General features: G+C 53.2%; 11 protein-coding genes and 2 pseudogenes. 3 read left to right on the top strand and 10 right to left on the bottom strand.

Features of this window, described 5'->3' with window-relative positions; translation table 11 throughout:
• Window positions 1-34: 34 nt before the first annotated feature.
• Genes BSEL_RS04805 through BSEL_RS04795 form a run of 3 tightly spaced genes read right to left on the bottom strand, consistent with a single transcriptional unit; the run spans window position 35 to window position 3,589 of the window.
• Entirely contained in the window at window positions 35-1,906 is a 1,872-nt protein-coding gene (locus BSEL_RS04805; RefSeq protein ID WP_013171878.1) for a PTS fructose transporter subunit IIABC, read from the bottom strand.
• Window positions 1,903-2,835, bottom strand: coding sequence for a 1-phosphofructokinase (pfkB, locus tag BSEL_RS04800; RefSeq protein ID WP_013171877.1), 933 nt, complete (start codon window positions 2,833-2,835; stop codon window positions 1,903-1,905). Before pfkB ends, BSEL_RS04805 begins: the two co-directional genes overlap by 4 nt.
• The gene (locus tag BSEL_RS04795; protein WP_013171876.1) at window positions 2,810-3,589 is read right to left on the bottom strand and encodes a DeoR/GlpR family DNA-binding transcription regulator; all 780 of its coding nucleotides are present in this window, start codon (window positions 3,587-3,589) and stop codon (window positions 2,810-2,812) included. The genes pfkB and BSEL_RS04795 overlap by 26 nt, the downstream gene beginning before the upstream one ends.
• A gap of 149 nt (window positions 3,590-3,738) precedes the next feature.
• Between BSEL_RS04795 and BSEL_RS04790 the strand changes: the two genes are divergently transcribed.
• Both BSEL_RS04790 and BSEL_RS04785 read left to right on the top strand, forming a co-directional pair.
• On the top strand, window positions 3,739-5,352 hold the full coding sequence (locus BSEL_RS04790) for a cryptochrome/photolyase family protein (RefSeq protein WP_177304813.1): 1,614 nt from the start codon (window positions 3,739-3,741) through the stop codon (window positions 5,350-5,352).
• A 138-nt stretch (window positions 5,353-5,490) separates the two neighbouring features.
• Window positions 5,491-6,159 (top strand): response regulator transcription factor, encoded by a 669-nt coding sequence (locus BSEL_RS04785; protein ID WP_013171874.1) that lies wholly within the window; start codon window positions 5,491-5,493, stop codon window positions 6,157-6,159.
• 378 nt (window positions 6,160-6,537) lie between these two features.
• Here BSEL_RS04785 and BSEL_RS04780 read toward each other — a convergent pair whose 3' ends face one another.
• The 3 genes from BSEL_RS04780 to BSEL_RS04770 are packed head-to-tail and all read right to left on the bottom strand — an operon-like array spanning window position 6,538 to window position 9,707.
• Window positions 6,538-6,945, bottom strand: a complete 408-nt coding sequence (locus BSEL_RS04780; RefSeq protein WP_013171873.1) for a DUF1667 domain-containing protein — start codon at window positions 6,943-6,945, stop codon at window positions 6,538-6,540.
• Entirely contained in the window at window positions 6,942-8,219 is a 1,278-nt protein-coding gene (locus BSEL_RS04775; RefSeq protein ID WP_013171872.1) for an NAD(P)/FAD-dependent oxidoreductase, read from the bottom strand. Before BSEL_RS04775 ends, BSEL_RS04780 begins: the two co-directional genes overlap by 4 nt.
• Before the next feature lie 12 nt (window positions 8,220-8,231).
• Complete coding sequence (locus BSEL_RS04770; RefSeq protein WP_013171871.1) at window positions 8,232-9,707, bottom strand: NAD(P)/FAD-dependent oxidoreductase; 1,476 nt, start codon at window positions 9,705-9,707, stop codon at window positions 8,232-8,234.
• Between the two features lie 384 nt (window positions 9,708-10,091).
• Between BSEL_RS04770 and traF the strand changes: the two genes are divergently transcribed.
• A complete protein-coding gene (gene traF / locus BSEL_RS04765; protein ID WP_013171870.1) occupies window positions 10,092-11,384 on the top strand; it encodes a conjugal transfer protein TraF in 1,293 nt (430 codons plus the stop codon).
• Between the two features lie 64 nt (window positions 11,385-11,448).
• Here traF and BSEL_RS16975 read toward each other — a convergent pair whose 3' ends face one another.
• From BSEL_RS16975 to tnpA, 4 genes and pseudogenes are all read right to left on the bottom strand, one after another.
• Window positions 11,449-14,238 carry a hypothetical protein gene (locus BSEL_RS16975; RefSeq protein ID WP_013171869.1) on the bottom strand — a complete coding sequence of 930 codons (2,790 nt, stop codon included), beginning with the start codon at window positions 14,236-14,238 and terminating at the stop codon, window positions 11,449-11,451.
• Between the two features lie 92 nt (window positions 14,239-14,330).
• A complete protein-coding gene (locus tag BSEL_RS04755) occupies window positions 14,331-15,161 on the bottom strand; it encodes an Rpn family recombination-promoting nuclease/putative transposase (protein ID WP_013171868.1) in 831 nt (276 codons plus the stop codon).
• A gap of 455 nt (window positions 15,162-15,616) precedes the next feature.
• Window positions 15,617-16,057, bottom strand: a pseudogene (locus BSEL_RS04750) (RNA-guided endonuclease TnpB family protein); the annotation flags it as partial.
• Window positions 16,000-16,263: pseudogene (tnpA, locus tag BSEL_RS04745) on the bottom strand (IS200/IS605 family transposase); the annotation flags it as partial. The pseudogenes BSEL_RS04750 and tnpA, both read right to left, overlap by 58 nt.
• Between the last annotated feature and the right edge of the window lie 252 nt (window positions 16,264-16,515).

Genomic DNA, 16,515 nt, shown 5'->3' with positions numbered 1-16,515 from the left:
CCCGCTGAATGCGGACCGGTCACATCTCTTTTTACTATGCAGCTTTCGATACGTCTTTCTTCAGGACACCGAGCATGATCGCCGTCACCGCAGCACCTGCCAATATCGCTACGATGTACATCGGTGCGTTATTTACGAGCGGGATGACGAAGATCCCGCCGTGCGGAGCTTCGGTCGCAGCGCCGAAGGCCATGGACAGCCCGCCTGCGACGGCCGAACCGGCGATGATCGACGGAATAACCCGTGCCGGATCCGCTGCGGCGAACGGAATCGCCCCTTCCGTGATAAAGGAGGCACCGAGGACATAGTTCGTCTTCCCGGATTCACGCTCCTGCTTGTTAAACTTATTCTTAAAGAACGATGTGGCAAAGGCAATCCCGAGTGGCGGCACCATACCGCCCGCCATCACGGCTGCGTGCGGGCCAAAGTTGCCTGCGTCGATCATGGCAATCCCGAATGTGAACGCCGCCTTGTTGATCGGACCGCCCATATCGACGGCCATCATCGCACCGAGCAGGATGCCGAGAAGCACGATGTTACCGGTACCGAGACCGTCAAGCCAGGTGACAAGCCCTGCCTGTACGGCAGCAAGCGGCCCCATAATGAAGTACATGATAAACCCTGTTGCGAATATTCCGAATAATGGAAAAATTAAGATCGTCTTGATGCCGTCCAGTGACTGAGGGACAAAGCTGAACATCCGTCTGAAACCGAGTACGAGGTAACCGGCAAGGAAACCGGCGATGATCCCGCCAAGAAAACCGGCTTCGGCGTTCGTCGCCATCAGACCGCCGACCATCCCTGCCGCAAAGCCCGGTCTGTCCGCGATGCTTCTTGCGATAAAGGCCGCGAGTACCGGCACCATGAGGAAGAACGCGTTCGCGCCGCCGATAAAGGACAGAATCTCACCAAACGGCGTGATGTCCCCGCTTACCGGATCTTCGAAGAAAAAGGACAGAGCGATGAGAATCCCGCCGCCGACAACGAACGGCAGCATATTCGAAACCCCGCTCATCAGGTGACGGTAGAAGGCCGGACGACGGTCTTCCTGTTCCCCGTCACTTTCGCCGCCTCCGTCTGCGCCCTGATAGAGAGGCGCCTGGCCGCTGTTGGCCTTTTCGAGGAGCTCGGCAGGCTTTCGGATCCCGGCTGTAACCGGTGCGTTGACAAGAGACTTACCTTTGAACCGGCCCATCTCCACTTCCGTATCCGCAGCGATAATGACCGCGGCGGCCCGTTCAATATCCGCTTTCGTCAGTTTGTTTCGCACGCCGTCAGACCCGTTCGTTTCGACCTTGATCTCAAAACCGAGTTCCTTCGCTTTATCCTTCAGCCCGTCCGCGGCCATATACGTGTGGGCAATCCCTGTCGGACAGCCTGTCACGGCCACGAAGAACGGCCGGTCTCCCTGTGAACTTCCGGCATCTTCCGCCGCTTCTTCTTTTGCCTTCGCCGCCTCTTTTTGATCAATCAGGCGGAGCACGTCGTCTTCGGTATCCGCTTTCAACAATGCGTCACGAAACGCCTCGTCCATCAAGAACGTCGACAGTCTTGAGAGCGCATCAAGGTGAAAGCGGTTCGCCCCTTCTGTTGCGGCAATCATGAAGAACAGCTTTGCCGGCTGGCCGTCTAGTGAGTCGTAGTCAATCCCTGCCTGTGAACGCCCGAAGACGATGGCCGGTTCCTTCACCGCCGATGTCTTCGCATGCGGGATGGCGACGGATTCGCCGATCCCGGTGGATGTCTGGTCCTCCCTGGCCTGTATCGCGTTGATGAATTCGTCTTTGTCCGCGAGTTTTCCTTCCCGGTCGAGGACGTCCGCGAGTTCCTTGATGACGTCCTCTTTTGAAGATGCCTGTAAGTTGAGAGCAATCGTGCCCCGCTGAATCAGTTCGGTAATCTTCATTTTGATTCCTCCTCTGTCCATTCTGTAATCCGTATCCCTTCAAGAAGTGCCTTCACCTGTTCGCCGTTCGCAAGTCCCTCCGCATAAGCTGTTGCCGAGCCTGCTGCCGCAGCATAGCGGAACGCCTCTTCAAGATTCTGATTCAAGCTGTATCCGTGGATAAATCCCGCCACCATGGAATCACCGGCCCCGACGGACTGTCTGAGCTCCCCTGGCGGTACCTCGGCACGAAGCACCTGCTTATCTGTTATCAGGAGCGCCCCGTCTTTCCCGAGAGACACGAGGACATGCCGGACGCCCTTTTGAAGGAGCGTGCGGCCGAGCCGGACCGCGTCGTCCAACGAATCCACCGCCTCCCCGGTCAGCCATTCGAGTTCACGCTGATTCGGTTTCATGAGGGTCACGGCGTCACTCAGTGCGTGCGTCATCGGCGCTCCGCTCGTATCCACAACGACGGATGCCCCTTTAGCGCGAGCGGCCTTCGCCAGGGTATGGTAGAAATCTTCCGGCACACTCTCAGGAAGACTCCCCGAGAGGACGAGCCAGTCGCCTTGACCGATTGCCTCAAGTTCTGTTTCAAGGCGGCGAAGATCCGCAGCGTTGATGGCCATCGACGTGCCGTTAATCTCTGTTTCCGTTCCGGTTTTCAGCTTGACGTTAACCCGTGTATGTCCGGCCACTTCAAGGAACGTGTGAGCCACATTCGCCTCTTGAAGCGTCTCCGAAATAAACCGTCCCGTAAAGCCGGCGGTAAAACCGAGGGCCTTTGTCTCACTGCCGAGGCTCTTTAACATCCAGGAGACGTTAATGCCTTTGCCCCCTGCTTCAAAGACAGCGGTGTCGGCCCGGTTCGTCTCCCCGATCGTAAACGACGGCACATCCATGTAGTAATCGACGGACGGGTTAAGCGTGACCGTATAAATCATCATCTGTCACCACCTTGATCTGTTCAGATTTCGTTAACTGTCTGAGAAATTCATCGGATTCCTCATCCTTTGACGTGATGAGCGTCGCATCTTTCAGACCGGCAAACCGCGCAAAGGCTGATTCACCAAACTTCGATGCATCACTCAGGACAAACGCTTCATTCGCCTGATCCATCGCCATCTTCTTCACCTGCGCTTCTTCCGGGTCCGGCGTGGAGTATCCAAACTCAAGATCCACCCCGTTCGTGCCGATGAACGCCTTGTCGAACCGGTACGACTGAAGGGCATCTACGGCCCCTTTGCCGATAAAGGCATTCGTTCCTGACTTCACGTAGCCTCCGATGACGTAAATCGTCAACCCGAGCCTTACACCCTGTTCAATGATGTTGAGGCTGTTCGTTACGATTGTGACATCCGCCTGCGTAATGAAGGGCAGCATCGCCTGCGTCGTCGTGCCGGCATCGAGATACACACAGTCCCCGTCCTGAATGAATGTGGCTGCTTTCTGACCGATACTTCTCTTCTCTTCTGTGAACCTTGTCTGTTTTTCAACGAAGGTGGGTTCGTTCATCTTGGACTGGATCCGGGATGCCCCGCCGTGGATTCGCTTGAGTTTTCGCTCGTTTTCGAGGACGGTCAAATCTCTTCGGATCGTCGATTCCGACGCGCCCGTGACGTCCACAAGCTCGTGGAGCTTTGCGACACCCTGTTCCTCCAAATGATCCAAAATCAACTGTTGCCGCTCAAAAGTAAGCATAATCACTCACACCTTTTCGTTGTTATTTGTAGTATAACCGCTTACACGGTCAAAATCAATCATTTATTTTCATTTTCAATCAAATTTTATTCATAATCAATCAATAAACGTCACGATAAGTCGTGTCAAGTATGATTAACAGCCTTATTATGACACAGATTGATCGGTTTTGGACGGTTTTGAGAGGATTGTACCGTGTCATTTTAGGGAAACAGTCCATTATTGAGAAGAAAGGCGGCGATGTTATGACCGTTTATGCATATATGGCCCACCAGTGTTCACTCCGGCAGCCTGGGATCGATCATTTCGATCCCGGACAGGACCGGATTCTTCTTGTGGAAGAGACTGATCCGGCCCTTTGGGCAGAGAGCCACTGTCATCGCCTGATCCATCAGTGGTCAATCATTCGGCACTTTGAACAGGACGTAAAAGACAAGGGATTCCCCGTCACCCGCATGCAGGCGCCTGCATTTACAGACGGCCTCGAGCGGTTTCTCGATAAATCCCCTGATCAGGATGTCCAACTCTTTTGGCCGACGGATTACAAAAGCCGTGAGGCCCTTTCCGAGTGGAAACAGACCTTCGGCGGATCGGTCAGGATCGCGGAAGAAACAGGCTTCCTCATCCCCGGCAAGGAGTGGCGCTCCCTTTTGAAACCGGACAAAAGATGGAAGCTCGATCCGATCTACCGCTCGTTTCGTAAACGCTTTGACGTCCTGATGAACGAGGAGAATCAGCCTGTCGGCGGCAAGTGGAGCTATGATCAGGACAACCGCAAAAAAGCACCGGATCACGTCACCTTCCCGCCGCCTTGTTTTCCTGAGCGTTCCGCCATCACAGAAGACGTGATTCAAGAGGTGAAAGAGCAGTATCCTGATCTGTACGGCAATCCCGACAGCTTTGAACAGCCCGTAACGGCACGTGACGCCGAGGCACTCGCCGATCACTTCATCGCTCACCGGCTCGCCTCGTTCGGCGATTATCAGGACGCGATGCGGCCAAAGGATGTGTATATGTCACACTCCCTTTTGTCTGCGGCCTTGAACCATTCTCTACTCGATCCGCTCAGCCTGATCCGAAAAGCTGAACAGGCCTATCATGACGGGCTCGCTCCATTAAACGCCGTCGAAGGCTTCATCAGGCAAATCCTCGGCTGGCGCGAATACATCCGCGGCGTTTATCTCAATACGATGCCCAGCTACAAAGATGTCAATCACTTCGGCCACACACGGGATCTCCCGACCTTTTTCTGGGACGGCAATACAAAGATGGCATGCGTCAGTGACGCGGTCACAAGCCTCCTTGAGACGGGCTACACCCATCACATTCAGCGCCTGATGATTCTCGGCAATCTCTCAACGCTCCTGGGGATTGAGCCAAAACAGGTGTCAGACTGGTTTTACACGATGTACACCGACGCCCTCGACTGGGTCGTTTTGCCGAACGTCCTCGGGATGGCCCTGTTCGCAGACGGCGGCACGATGTCGACAAAACCGTATGCCGCGAGCGGCAAGTACGTGGAGCGGATGAGCACGTACTGCAAGACCTGCGCCTATAACGTGAAAGACAAGTACGGGGAGAATGCCTGTCCCTTGAACAGTCTCTATTGGAACTTTCTGGAGCGTAATCAGGACGAGTTCCGCGAGCATCCAAGAATGAAGGTCATGTACAAACATCTCGATAATCGCAGTGATGAAGACCGTGAGAGGCAGGAACACACGGTATCATCCATTTTCCATCGTTTGAAAACGGGACATCTGTGAGCTGATGTCCCGTGCAACCATGGTCGGATGGACACATGTATCCGTTTTCGTTAAGCTTAGGTGAGAGAAACACGCTTTTTTTTAATTGTAAGCGCAAACGTTTGCACTTTGAACGAGATCCTTCCGGAGGTGTTCGTCATGTCACACGTCAAGAGAACCGCCCTTTTGCTCACACCATGTAAGGATGTCATGGTTACCAACACGTTGAAAAAGCGGATGAATATCCAGTATCCGAACCACATTCAAGGCATCGTAGAAGACGTCGTCTTCTATCATATCCGCTCGATAAAAGAAGGCAAAGAAGCGGCTGAGCTGATTCGCACCTACACAGATAAGAAGTTCGTCTTTACTGTTCACGAAGAAGATGCAGATCCGGATATGATCGATCTCATTCTTCTTCCGGTTCACGGCATCATCTTCACGGGACATTTAAGCCGCTATTTCGGTACGATCCTCGGCATGCTTGAAGACAACGCCTTTCCGCTCGAACCGTTCTTTCAAACCGTTCTTTGCAAGAAGCTGATCCGGCATAAAGAAAAGTCCGGCCCCATCTCTTCCTTTGTTTTTCACCGGAAAGCCTGTGATGTGCCGCTTTCGAAGACAGAAATCCTGATCCTCACGGAACTTGCAAACGGACTTACAACGAAGATGATCGTCGAGAAGCATCATTACGCCCCGTCCACAGTCTATATCAACGCTTCCTCCCTCATTCGGAAATTCGGCGCAAAGGACCGGACTGATGCAGTCGTCAACTGTATTCGGCGAGGTTTCCTCGTGCCCGTTTACGATCAAGAGCCGTCTGAATAAGCATGTTTAAAGAAAACTCCCTCTATCAAATAAATAATACTTGGCTTGTCGCCAAGCCTTAGTTGCTCTTATACGATAACCCTTTAACGGAGTTAAACATTCCTGTAGTACAAGAGAGAGTCTTCTCCTTCCATTGACTAAAGCCAACCAAAACCGGCCCTTCACACCGAAGGACCGGTTTTGGTTATCCCAAGCCTGAAGGTGTTCAGGCTTGTCTTCATTTGTCGCTTTGCTTGTCCATCTCTTTTTGCTCTTCTTCCACTAACTCGTCGTACCATTGGCGGTGGTAAGCCCCCGTATTCTATCGGCACGTCGCCTCTGAAAAAACTATGTAAGGCATCGATGAAGCCCCCGTCCAGAAGGCTTCATCTCCCCTTATCAATCTGCCTGTACAGTCTGACAGCTGCCCCGTTCCACCCGCTCCATCGAACGGGTCGTTACCACTGCGATCCCGGATCCGCAGACGTGTTCGAGTACCACATCCCCGCAGGCGACAGGCGCCTCAAGAACGATCTCATTGAGCTCCGCCATGCAGGCCATGATGTCCCCTTTCGGAATCGGCTCCACCGTTTTCACCGGGATCCGCCGCAGATGACTGCCTTTGATCCGCACCGTCGTCGTCACCATCCTCGTCGGATTCGTCAGCTCATTGACCGCATACGTCTCACCGCGTTTACACGTATTGCCCGACACGTCAAATTGGCGTTCCCCGTCGATCACGTTTTCTTCGATCTCAAGACGGCAGCCGATTGGACACGTAATACACGTCAGTTCATGCGTCATCATGACAACACCCCCTCCTCACTCTCAATGGCCACGGTTATCTCTCCCGGTTCAAGCAGTGCAAGATCTTTCGCCTTCAGGACGACGGACTCCATCTCTGCCGGCACCATATGCCGCTTTTTGACGGATTTGACGCGGCGACCGTTGTTCATAATGACGATGCGCGACTGTTCATAAACTCCATCTGTCCGGAACATGAGCGTCAGTTTCCCGCTGTCAATGTTCGACGGTTCGATTGTCTGAGGCACAATGTAGCGAACTCCTGCTTTCGCTTTTGTCCGTACCGGACCCGATCCGCTTTTCAATGACCCTAGCACATAACGGGCGGCACTTTTCCCTGCCCGGCAGCTCTCTTCCGTGACCCAGTCAACCAGATCATGGACGTGCACGACATTTCCGCAGGCAAAGATCCCCGGCACACTCGTCTCCATGGACTCATTGACGTCCGGTCCGTTCGTCAGCGGATTGAGGGCGATGTTGGCCTTCTTCGAGAGCTCGTTCTCCGGGATCAGCCCGACGGAGAGCAGCAGCGTGTCACAGGCAATGGTCTGTTCTGTACCCGGGATGAGCCGCATCTCCTCATCCACTTTTTGAATGACCACCTCTTCAACCCGCTCCTTCCCGCGGACTTCCGTCACCGTATGACTGAGAAGAAGCGGAATATCATAGTCATTCAGACATTGGACGATATTGCGCGCGAGTCCGCCTGAGTAAGGCATCAGTTCCACGACGGCGTGGACATTCGCCCCTTCAAGGGTCATCCGTCTCGCCATGACAAGGCCGATATCCCCGGAGCCGACGATCACGACGTCTTTGCCGACCATATAGCCTTCCATATTGACGAACCGCTGCGCCGTCCCCGCAGTAAAGACGCCTGAGGCCCGGGTTCCGGGGATGTTGATCGCCCCTCTCGTCCGCTCGAGGCAGCCCATCGCGAGAATCACCGCTTTCGCTTCGATCTGAATGAGACCGTCCGTCGTATTCACGGCGGTGACGAGCTTCTCTTCCGTTATATCAAGCACCATCGTATCGAGCTTATACGTGATCCCCATATCTTTCAGCTGACTGATAAACCGCTCTGCGTACTCGGGTCCCGTCAGCTCTTCTTTGAAGCGATGCAGCCCAAAGCCGTTATGAATGCACTGCTGGAGAATGCCGCCGAGTTCACGGTCACGCTCGAGAACCAGGATATCGTCCACACCGTTTTCCTTCGCTTCAATCGCAGCGGCAAGTCCCGCAGGGCCTCCGCCAATGACAACCAGATCCACCTTCATCATCGATCCCTCCTCTTAAATGTGTACCGTCTCGGTCTCTTTCTCTTCAGTCTCCGTCACTTTCGTCTCGCCCGTGAGAATAAACGAACCCTCGCCGTCCTTGACGATCTCCGTAATATCTCGGTTCAGCTCCCTTGCGAGAATCTCCATCACCCGCGGCGAACAGAATCCGCCCTGACAGCGCCCGGCCCCTGCACGGATCCGCCGCTTCACGCCGTCAAGGGTCTCGGCCCCGGCGTGACGGTAAATCATGTCGATGATGTCCCCTTCCGTAATGGATTCGCAACGGCAGATCATCCGGCCAAACCGCTCTTCTTCTTCAAGAAGCACCTTCTGATGATGCACAGGCGCCTCCATAAACCGCTTCACCGGCCGCCGCGTCGGATTGAAGAGCTTGTTTTCTTTCGCGTGCGGAAAATGGGCCATCGTCAGAGTAAAGATCTCTTCTGCGATCGCCGGCGCCGCGGTGAGTCCCGGTGAATCGATGGCTGCTGCACTGATGAAGCCCGGATGAACGTCTGAATCCCCGATGATGAAATCACCGCCGCTCGTCTTGGCCCTGAGGCCTGAGAACGAGGTGATCACTTTGTGGAACGGAAAGCCCGGAATCGCCCGCTCCCCTTTTTCCCGGAGCTCTTTCAGTCCTGCCCGTGTCGTGCGAAGGTCATCCTTCGCCTTCGGTCCTTCTGACGTTGGCCCGACGAGGTAGTTCCCTTCCACCGTTGGGAGGGCCACGACCCCTTTTCCCTTTTCGGACGGAGGCTGAAAGACGATGCTCGCCGTGAAATCGCCCGTCGACTGATCGAACAGATTGTATTCTCCGGCGTAAGGAAGGATGTCAAAGCGCGCTTCGCCGTGAACCATGGCATCCATGACGTCTGCATAAAGGCCCGCAGCATTGATCACGACCTTGGCGTGGATCAGCTGCTTGTTTGTCTCAACAACAAATCCGTCGTCCACTTCTTCAATCCCGATAACCTGATGATTCAGCCTCAGCTCAACCCCGTTGTCCATCGCATTTTCCATGCAGGCAATTGCCAGTTCATAGGAGCCCACAATCCCCGCCGTCGGAGCGTAAAGTGCGGCAATGGCGTCCTTCGAAACATTCGGCTCCATCGCCTGAAGCTCCTCACGTTCCACGATCCGAATCCCCGGCACAAAGTTTGCTTGTCCCTGCCTGACGAGCGTCTCAAGATGCAGCCGGTCCTTCTCGTCAAATGCGAGAACGAGCGAGCCGTTTTGCCGGAACGGGACATCGAGCATCCGGCAAAGAGATGGATAAAGCTGATTCCCTGCCACATTCGTCCTTGCCTTCGCGGTTCCCGGTGTACAGTCAAATCCCGCGTGCACGATCGCACTGTTTGCTTTCGTCGTGCCGTTGGCCACGTCGTTGTCCTTCTCCAGGAGCACCGTCTTCAGATTCATCGTCGACAAGGTTCTCGCAATCGTCGTTCCGGTAATCCCTCCACCAATAATCACAACATCGTACATGCCGTTTCTCCCCTTTCTGTTCACGTCCTTGTGTCAGGCGGCTTTGCCCAGTCGAGCCGTTTGATTCGGCTCTGTTACACCTGTACGCTCAGATCCGTCCAGGAAGAAACGGATCAACGTACGAAAAAAAGCCACAGGAAACGCGGACCGGGTCGTGCTCTTTCCCGGACTGCATCCTGTGGCCTCATCATCTCAAGAGGACGTGTTAACTTATCCCTATCTTACCACGCATCATGTAACTTCATTCACATGATTTGTACGATTTCACAATTCTTTTTCATTTGTGTTTTGATTTTAGACATATGTTGATGTTCATCATACGACACAATTGATTCACAATTTTTGTAACCTTGATCACTGTCTATTCCTCCGGCGTTTGGTACGATGATACAGAACTTCTACCAAATCCTTTACGGAAAGCAGCTGATCCCGATGAACCGGTTTCTCTTATGGCTTATGATCCTTCCGCTCTTTTTCACAGCGCCCGGGCAGGCCGGCGCTGTTTCGGAACTGCCGCCTGACGACAGTACCCTCCTTTATTTATATGCCGATACGTGTCCGGTTTGTCAGGAAGCAACTCCTGCCGTTGAGGCTTTCACCGACGAACACGGCCTGACCCTTAAAAAGATTGACGTGCAGGAGGAGGCCTCCAGGGACCTCGTCGAGCACGTCTGGTCGCATTACGGCGTCACCCACCGGGTCGTGCCGACCTTCGTCTATCATGACAACATCATGCAGGGGTTTGACGGCAGCCGGGACGAGCCCTTCGCCGGACTCCTTGAAGACGGCAGCGCGGATCCTGACGGCGACGCCTGCGGGGAAGACGATGAGACGGGGGCTGTTCTCTGCAGCGATGCGCGCCCTGACGCGGCGGATGAAACGGATCTTCATCTCCTTGCCGTCATCGGTACGACGCTGACGATCGGACTGACAGACGGGTTCAACCCGTGCTCTCTTTGGGCATTAATGTTCTTGATGTCCATGGTACTGAGGCTGAAGGATCCAAAAGCCGTCTACCTGACGGGCTTCGTTTTTATTCTCACGATCACGGCGATCTACGGCCTTTTCATCGCCGGCACCTTTGCCATCGTGACGAACATTCTCGGGATCACCTGGCTCAGGCTGCTGATATTTTCGTTTGCCGCCCTGTTTGCCCTCATTAATATCCGGGACTACTTCAAAGAGACCGACGATTTGACCCTGTCGATCTCCGACAGCCATAAGAAGCGCTGGATCGCCTTCAGCCGCGGACGCCTGAACAGCGCCGGTTCCATGTGGCGCCTAGCCCTTGCCGCTTTCGCCATCGGGGTGTTCGCGTCCCTTATTGAGCTTCCCTGCACCGCAGGCTACCCCATCGTCTGGAACGGCCTCATGGTCAGTCAGGGCATTGGCGGTGCTTCTTACGCCGGCCTTCTCGGGATGTATCTGTTCATGTACATTCTCGTAGAATTCGTCATCCTGATGCTCATCGGACGATCGATGAAGAAGATGACCCTCACAGCAGGGATTGCGAAGACGATGAAGCTCGTCAGCGGCACGCTCATGCTCTACCTCGCCGTGCTTCTGTTGGCGGGCTATGAGGCGATGAACAACATGACGCTTCTTACCGGCGGCAGCCTTGCCGTAATTGCAGTCACCCTTCTCTATGTATGGATCCGGGGCAGGCAAGCCTCCTGATCCGGCAAAAACGACCAGGCAATCAGCCCGGTCGTTTTTCTGTCTCCCTTACTCTGCCGCTCTATTAAAAGAGCGTTCCCTGACTCGTTTCGCCGAGTCGCTCGAGACTAGTGGGGTCATGATCTTTGAAGTACGCATACTGTATGCGCTTTTCTTTATCCACCATCTGCATATCCGTGTTCGCCGCCGTACGGAGCCGGCAGCTGTAAATCACCGGGAAGTAGTCGACGAGAAACTTGCCTTCCGTATGGGCCGTGAGCGTCAGAATCTGAAACCCGAGTTTCTCGGCGATAAAGAAAACGGGACTGAGGACGTGATCGCTCGATGCCTGCCCGAACGGATTATCAAGGATGACGGCCCTGCTTCGTCCACGGATCGATGGAACAGGCTGCTTTTTCTCTGCCACATAGTTTTGAATCCCGAGAAAGAGCGTCATATTCTTGCTCCACTTCTCGCCGCCTGACCAGCGGTTCGATTCTTCCCAGCTGAAGGAACGACTTGTAATGTCGTTGTTATTCTTCACTTTTCTGCACGATACCTTGAGGGCCTTTTCATTGATCACCCGGCGAAGCAGCTGCTTGGCATGCAGCCAGGTTTCAAGGCTTTGCCGCATCTTCGCGGCGTTTTCCTGTCCGTCGGTATCTTTGAAGCTGTCTTTCTCCAGTTCGTCCATGATCCAGTCAAAATGGGCACGAATCCGCTCGATTCCCTCTTCTTCTTCCCATTCCGGCACGTTAAACGTAAAGATCGTTTTCCAATCCTCGCCGGTTTTCACCCGGGTCTTTTTTGGAATCTGACGAAGCTCTTCGGCGAGCTGTGTGACGTGCCGGTGAACGCGACTGATGAAATCCTCCACCTGTTTGCCCTGCGACTGCAGATTCGTCTCCGCGATCCGGTTCGCCTGTCGGAGGCTTTTCTCCATATAGGACTCAAAATCGAGCATCTCCGTATACGATTCTTTCTTCGTGATCCCCTCATCAGCCCGGTGACGGAGGCGCTGGTCCTTGACGTTCTCACGAATGAAGTTGAGAAACCGCGATTTTCCCTGCGACACCCGTTTTCGCTCCTGTTCGACGGCATGGATCGCCTGTCGGAGGCGCTGATTTTGCTTCTCTAACGTATGCAGACGCTGATAGGCGAAATTCGCCGCTTCATCATCCGCGAGGGGCTTTGACACTATGGCCGGATCGCTGAACTGATAAAGATCGTCGAAAGCACGGAGCTTCATTTCGACCTCGTGAAGGTCGCGGTCTTCTTTAGTCAGGCGCTCTGTTTCCGCATCAAGGGCGTTCTTTCTCCGCCTCAGGTTGTCCGCCTCCGCTTCAAGCTCCTTCGCGGCGTCTGTGAGGGACCGGTCAAAGACAACCCGCTCTGCGTCGGGAAAATCGAGGCCGAACTGTTTGGTCGTTTCACTGAGCTTCCATTTCAAGTGATCGACAGACCGCTCTTTCTTTTGATAGCGTTTCTCAAAGTTTACGCATGCTTCTTGAAGCCGCTGCTTTTCATGCTTCCACTTCGCCTGTTCTTCCTTGCCGTTGTAGGGCCAGCTCATCTGTTCATCGAGAGAAGGTGCGTCTTCTTTCACCTCAGTGAGTTCAGCTTCAAGACGGTCACGGTCCCTCTTCGCCTGTTCGTAAGCAAGCTTCACCGCCTCATACGCCCTTGTGAGCTTCTGCTCCTCACGCTCGAGCTCTTTGAAACGCTCTTCGAGGGTCGCCCTCGAATCCTTCGGCGGCATGGCAGGCGTGTCCTGCACACGTTGATAAAGCCAATGTTCGCGAACTTCGATCGCAAGCCGCGCATCCAAATCGCCAATCGCTTCTGAAACCCCGCTTACATCACGTTCGATGCCGTGGCGTTTTCGCTCAAGCCGGCGAAGCACGTTCTCATCGTTTCCCTGCAAGTCCATAAGCCGCGCCTGTTCTTCTTGCCGCTCACCGTATGTCCGCTTCAGGCGCCCGTATTCCTGCGCCTTTTCCAACCGGCGACCGATCTCCGAACTTGCCGCATCCACTTCCTTTTGCCGCTCGCGGACATGCGCCTGCTTTTCGCTCAGCTCACGAAGCGCCACCGTTGCCGCTCTCAGACGTTTCTGAATGCTTTGTTCGTCTTCCTTCAGACGCGCAAGCCGGTCCTGGTATTCCTGCCAGTTTTCAAACGGATAGCGCATGAGGAACCCGTGCACGGTCTGCTCGAGATCCTCCCAGAAACGAAGCTCCTTCTCCGCTTCCGTAAGCGCGTCTTCCACCTCCTGTGCCCGGTTTGTAATCGCCTCTTTCCATGTGGCAAACTGACCGGCATCCAGATTCTCCGTCCAGTGCGCCGGCACGATCACCGCTTCCTGATGGTCCTCACCGCTCTCGCCCTGCAAAATGCCGTTGGCCTCGTCCGTACTGAGAACAAAAACCGGATACAACAGCTTGCCCGCCGTTTCCTGAAGCCGCTCTTTGAGACCGGCTTTCTCCCCGGCCGTCGTTATCAGTGTCGCTGCCCAATAGGGATAGCGAAGAGCGGCCGGATCTTCCGTTTTTCCGACGTTCTGCAAATAGGAAAAGCCCGTCTCAAGGAGACGCCAGCGGTTTTGCCACTGCTCCAGGAGACGATTCATCTCAGGGTCGGCAAAAAACAGAGCCTGATCCCCGTAGTCATCAGCAAGACGCCGGTGCACCCGCTCGGCACGGCGCTTCTCCTCACGCTGTTTGGCCGCACGGCTGATCTCACCCTGAAGCTGACTCATAATCTTCGCGTCCTGATCATAGATCGACTGGAGGGCGCGCCATACCGGTTTCGCGTCCATCAGCTCATGACGGACGTGCTCGTGTTCCTGCTTCACCTGATCATATTCAGTCATCATACGATTATTAATTATCGTATTTTTACATCCTCTATTCAAAAAGCTCCGAATCAGAGGCGGAATACCTCGATTCAGAGCTTACGGCTGTTCAGTTATCGAATGTCCCCGTTCTCATTGACTTCGGCTTGTAACGCCTCAAACGACGCGTCATCAAGATCAAGCAGATCCACGATCGCCTCTTTCGATTCTCCGCGTCGTGTCAGTTTCAGGAAGAATGCAAGGTCTCTTTGGTGCTGGCCTTTTTCCATTCCTTTTTCCATTCCTTGTTCAAGGCCTTTTTTGATGCCTCTTTGTTCAAGCTGTTCGGCGAAATTCATAATCATTTCACTCCCTTCGTGGTCTTCAGTGGTAACGTTCTGACGGATGGATTCAAACATCGCTTCATCAAAATGACGGTTGCCCCGCATGATGTATTCGAGTAAGCGGAGAACCTGTTCGGCGTAGCTGTCACTGATTTCCCCGATTTCTGACATCGTCAACAGCTCGGTCATACGGGCCTCGAGCTTCGCTTCGTCTTCTTCGAAGACGAGGGCCATGAGTTCAATCGTGATCTTCAAAAGCGTGTGCCGGATCATGTCGGCGGCGTCCTGTTCCTGAATGTCGTAAAGGAGATAGCGGAAGTTCGGCGTGAACGGTTCGCAGTCATCGCGGAGCGATTGGCTGTAATGGCTGAAGAAATCGGCCATCAGCGTTGTGGAACGGCTCCATCGTCTTCGATCCTGCGCGATAAGGATCGGAATGATGAGGGTCCGCGGGTTCCCCCGGTCTTCGGTGATAAAGGTGTCTTTTTTCGGAGTCAGGGAATCGGGGACGATGCGGGTTAAGAGGGAGTCCGGAAGGACTTCTTCGAGGAGGGCGGAGGCGAGTACCGGATCCCCGAATGCTTCTTTGAACATGATGTCGTGCCTGGCATAGTCTGCCATGGTGTCACTCCTTCATACGAATTCCGGGCCATTTCCCTTTAAGGATCCTTCATGGGATCTCTTTCGAATGTCGCAGTGGGCGTGCGTACCTGATCAGGGCCTTGCTTCTGATAGAATCCACTCAACGGGTATCGCTCCCTCATCAGGCTGTCTCGGTGATTCTACTATAAAACAGCGAACGTGTGATCGAAGTTTCTTTCTTGTTAATCTCGGTTGCTTCTATACGAATGTCCATTAAGCGTTTACACATTCCTGACACAAAAAAGGCCGACCCTGAAGCAGTAAGACTGTGAAGGAAGGGATCGACCCAAAAGTCGATCCCGCTTTACAACGTTGCTGATTCTTTGTCAGGTCAGCACAAGGAAAATCACCCAGTTGAATGACTCCACCTTAATTTCTTACGAAATTTGAAGATGGAGATTCCTAAGAATACCAACCTAACGGTCAGTTATGGATTAGGCTATCCCCGAATTACCTTCGGTTAGAAGTCTTATAGCTTCAACTTCAATATTTTTACTTGCGTTAATATCTCTATCGTGATCGGTGTGACACGTTGGACACTTCCATTCACGCAAAGCAAGATTCTTAACGTCTTTATTACGATAGCCACAGCACGAACATAATTGGCTTGAAGGGAACGTTTTCCCTACTGGTACAACCTGTTTTCCGTACCACTTCGCTTTATATTCAAGCATGGTTCGGAACTCTGACCAACTGGCTTCACTAATGGCTCTTGCGCGTTTATGATTCTTTAACATATTTGACACCTGCAAATCTTCAATGCCAATAATGTCGTGGTTTTTGACAATATCAGTACTTAGTTTATGCAGGAAGTCAGTACGAGCGTTTTTGATGTTTTCGTGTAAGCGTTGATGAATTTTGATAATTCGCTGTTTGGTTGTGCCTTGAACAAAATATGAACGTGGTCGATATCGTGGTTCCATTCAACTAATGCGATATTATATTTTTCACCCAAAGGCACAAACTTATCTTTTGCATAGTCTGAAATAGTCTCATCTATTACTTTCCTTCGATATTTCACCACTAATGCAAGATGATAGTACATTAAGAATACTGAATGGTTATTACTATCTAATTTCATTGTCATATCAACCCTTATGTTTTATAAGACTGAGTACACCATATTGAGCACAAGGGCAAAAGAAAGAACCTTTGGGCGATCGCCCAACCGAAATTCATCTCCCCCTTACCGCTGGGCTACGCCCTTCACGCGCTTGAAGAGGGAGACTTCTTTCGGAATTATGTTTAAATTGTTCTCGAGGAAGGAAACGTAAAGAAACCGATCCTTTACTAAAGGAGGACTGCCACATGACAATACAACATACTCTGCAAG

This window comes from [Bacillus] selenitireducens MLS10, from assembly GCF_000093085.1.
In the GTDB taxonomy this organism is placed as follows: domain Bacteria; phylum Bacillota; class Bacilli; order Bacillales; family Salisediminibacteriaceae; genus Salisediminibacterium; species Salisediminibacterium selenitireducens.
The sequence above is the reverse complement of the archived record's forward strand: the minus strand, read 5'-3'. Positions and strand labels throughout refer to the sequence as shown.

Excerpts from the sequence above, each read along its gene's own strand:
- traF (WP_013171870.1), top strand. The coding sequence starts at position 10,092 with ATGATACAGAACTTCTACCAAATCCTTTACGGAAAGCAGCTGATCCCG.
- BSEL_RS04780 (WP_013171873.1), bottom strand. The coding sequence starts at position 6,945 with ATGATGACGCATGAACTGACGTGTATTACGTGTCCAATCGGCTGCCGT.
- BSEL_RS04790 (WP_177304813.1), top strand. The coding sequence starts at position 3,739 with ATGACACAGATTGATCGGTTTTGGACGGTTTTGAGAGGATTGTACCGT.
- BSEL_RS04755 (WP_013171868.1), bottom strand. The coding sequence starts at position 15,161 with ATGGCAGACTATGCCAGGCACGACATCATGTTCAAAGAAGCATTCGGG.
- BSEL_RS04785 (WP_013171874.1), top strand. The coding sequence starts at position 5,491 with ATGTCACACGTCAAGAGAACCGCCCTTTTGCTCACACCATGTAAGGAT.
- pfkB (WP_013171877.1), bottom strand. The coding sequence starts at position 2,835 with ATGATGATTTATACGGTCACGCTTAACCCGTCCGTCGATTACTACATG.
- BSEL_RS04805 (WP_013171878.1), bottom strand. The coding sequence starts at position 1,906 with ATGAAGATTACCGAACTGATTCAGCGGGGCACGATTGCTCTCAACTTA.
- BSEL_RS04775 (WP_013171872.1), bottom strand. The coding sequence starts at position 8,219 with ATGATGAAGGTGGATCTGGTTGTCATTGGCGGAGGCCCTGCGGGACTT.
- BSEL_RS16975 (WP_013171869.1), bottom strand. The coding sequence starts at position 14,238 with ATGATGACTGAATATGATCAGGTGAAGCAGGAACACGAGCACGTCCGT.
- BSEL_RS04770 (WP_013171871.1), bottom strand. The coding sequence starts at position 9,707 with ATGTACGATGTTGTGATTATTGGTGGAGGGATTACCGGAACGACGATT.
- BSEL_RS04795 (WP_013171876.1), bottom strand. The coding sequence starts at position 3,589 with ATGCTTACTTTTGAGCGGCAACAGTTGATTTTGGATCATTTGGAGGAA.